Origin of the sequence: Reyranella soli (genome assembly GCF_007992495.1) — a bacterium.
GTDB classification, from domain to species: domain Bacteria; phylum Pseudomonadota; class Alphaproteobacteria; order Reyranellales; family Reyranellaceae; genus Reyranella; species Reyranella soli.
This window is the reverse complement of the sequence record NZ_BKAJ01000329.1, coordinates 1-2,677: the sequence shown is the minus strand read 5'-3', so window position 1 is coordinate 2,677 and position 2,677 is coordinate 1. Positions and strand designations below refer to the sequence as shown.

The window sequence follows — 2,677 nt, the reverse complement described above, 5'->3', positions numbered from 1 at the left end:
GGTCCGAAAGAGCATGAGCGGGCCTGGAGGCCCGCGGTCCGGCAAGAGACCTAAGCCTTGCGGCCGTAGCTCGCCAGGCCACCGGTGGCTTGCTTGGGCGGGTGCGCCTTGATCGCTTCCTCGACCGGCTCGGTGCCCCAGCCGGGGCGCGACGGCATGATGAGATGGCCGTCCTTGAACTCGGGCACGTGCGTGAAGAGCTCGTGGTCCCATTCCAGGCGATCGATATCGGTTTCCATGATGCGCAGGTTGGGCACCGAGGCCGCAAAGTGCGCATTCATCATGGTGCAGAGATGGCCGTAAAAATTATGCGGCGCGACGTTGACCTCGTGCGCTTCGGCCAAGTTGGCGATCTTCATCGACTGCCAGACGCCGTTCCACGGCGTGTCGATGATCGCCACGTCCATCGACTGCTCGCGGAAATAGGGCAGGAAATCGCGGATACCCAGAAGCGTCTCGCAGGAGGAGATCGGATGCGGGCTCTGGCGGCGGATCAGGCCCAGCGCCTCGGGGTTGTAGCTGTCGATCTCGACCCAGAACATGTCGAGGTCGCGGATGGCGCGCAGGATTTTCAGGTAGCCCTCGGTGCTGGCGTTGAAGTTCAAGTCCAGCAGCAGGTCGACGTCGGGGCCCGCACCCTCGCGGATCGCCTCGAGATGCATGCGCAGATTGCGCAGCACATGGCGGTCGACGTTGCGCTCGGGGTAGTTCGGCGCGCCGAAGCCGGGGCGCCAGCCCTTCGGGTTCTTCTTGTCGTTGTCGTAGATGAAGATGTTGGTCTTCATCGCCGTAAAACCCTTTTCGCGCACCTCGCGGCCGATCGCCTTCACGCCGTCGAGGTCGGTGATCGCGGGCTTGAAATAGCTCGGATGATTGATGCGCCAGGTCGCGCAGTGCGACCAGTAGACCCGGATGCGATCGCGGATCTTGCCGCCCAAGAGCTCGTAGCAGGGCACGCCCAGCGCCTTGGCCTTGGCGTCCAGAAGCGCGTTCTCGATGGCGCCCAGCGCCAGGGCAACGACGCCACCGGCGGCCGGCCGTGTGATCGAATAAAGCTCGGCGTAGAGGCGCTCGTGGTCGCCGACCGGCTGGCCGATCAGGCGGTCCGAGAGCTTGGCGATCGCCGTGCCAACGCCCGGCGCGCCGAAACCTTCGTCGTACTCGCTCCAGCCGACGATGCCGTCTTCGGTCGTTATCTTGACGAAGTAGTAGTTGCGAAATCCGGCGTCAGCGGCGAGCGTCTCGATGGAGCGGATTTTTGAATTCACCTTCATCGCGACGCTCTCCCCCTTGAAGCTTGTTCTTTCGGCGACTCACACCAGCGTGCAGGTCACCGTGCCACACCCGTCTACAAAGCCCGCCAGCGTGTCGCCCTTGACCACGGCAGCGACGCCGTCGGGCGTGCCGGTGTAGATCAGGTCGCCGGCGGCCAGCGCCACCAGGCCGGAGAGATAGGAGATCGTCTCGGGCACGCTCCAGATCAGCGCGTTGAGGTCGGACTTCTGGCGGGTCTTGCCGTTGACGTCGAGCTGGATGGTGCCCTTCGACGGATGGCCGATCCTCGAGGCCGGGAAGATCTCGCCGATCGGCGCGGACTGGTCGAAGCCCTTGCCCATGTCCCACGGCCGGCCCATGTCCTTGGCTTGGTTCTGCAGGTCGCGGCGCGTCATGTCCAAGCCGACGCCATAGCCGAAGACATGGTCGAGTGCCTTGTCGACCGGGATGTTGGTGCCTCCCGACTTCAGGGCCACCACCAGCTCCATCTCGTGGTGCAGGTTCTTGGTGGCCGAGGGATAGGCGACCTTGGTCGGGTTCTTGGGGTCGGCGCAGATGACGATGGCGTCGGCCGGCTTGGTGAAGAAGAACGGCGGCTCGCGGTCGGGGTCGTGACCCATCTCGCGGGCATGAGCGGCGTAGTTGCGGCCGACACAGAAGATGCGGCGGACCGGGAACAGATCGCCGGTCCCGTTGACGGGCACGCCGACCGTGGCGGGCGGCGTCACGACATAAGCCATCGCTTTCTCCCAAAAGAGCGAGCCTTTATGAAGATCAGCGGAGTTTTAGGCAATGTCCGACCCTCAAATCCTTAACGTGCAGGCCGATTCCGGCGAGACCTCGCTCGGCTGGGCGACGCTGGGCGACAAGCGCTGGCGCTGCACGTTGGGTGCAGGGGGCGTACGGGAGGACAAGGTCGAGGGCGATGCCGCGACGCCAGCGGGCCGCTTTCCGCTGCGCAGGATCTATTTCCGCAACGACCGGCTGGTGCTGCCCAAGGTCCAGCTGCCGGCGCGGGCGATCAACGAGCATGACGGCTGGTGCGACGACCCGCGCGCACCGACCTACAACCGGCTGGTCCGCATCCCCAACGACTGGAGCCACGAGAAGATGTGGCGCGACGATGGGCTGTACGATCTCGTCGTCGTGGTCGGCTACAACGACGACCCGCCGGAAGGCGAATGGGGCAGCGCGATCTTCCTGCACATAGCGAAGGATGACTATTCGCCGACCCAGGGCTGTGTCGCCTTCAAGCGCGAGGACCTGCTGGAGCTGGTGACGCTGATCGGGCCGGAGACGAGGATCAATGTGGACTCGATCCCGGCCAACGAGACCGATCCTGTCGCCAAGGAAGGCGACGAGGACATGAAGCAGTTCGAGGATTTCGACGAACAGGATTGGT

General features: G+C 64.5%; 3 protein-coding genes. 1 reads left to right on the top strand and 2 read right to left on the bottom strand.

Annotated elements, in window-relative coordinates:
• Nucleotides 1-50: 50 nt before the first annotated feature.
• Together RSO01_RS46475 and RSO01_RS46470 are read right to left on the bottom strand one after the other, a co-directional pair.
• The gene (locus tag RSO01_RS46475) at nt 51-1,274 is read right to left on the bottom strand and encodes a mandelate racemase/muconate lactonizing enzyme family protein (RefSeq protein WP_147157426.1); all 1,224 of its coding nucleotides are present in this window, start codon (nt 1,272-1,274) and stop codon (nt 51-53) included.
• A 39-nt stretch (nt 1,275-1,313) separates the two neighbouring features.
• Nucleotides 1,314-2,015: a fumarylacetoacetate hydrolase family protein gene (locus RSO01_RS46470; RefSeq protein WP_147157425.1), complete on the bottom strand. Its 702-nt coding sequence runs from the start codon at nt 2,013-2,015 to the stop codon at nt 1,314-1,316.
• 52 nt (nt 2,016-2,067) lie between these two features.
• On the opposite strand from RSO01_RS46470, the gene RSO01_RS46465 reads away from it, so the two are divergent.
• On the top strand, nt 2,068-2,677 hold a 610-nt coding region (locus RSO01_RS46465), incomplete at its 3' end, for a L,D-transpeptidase family protein (protein WP_147157424.1).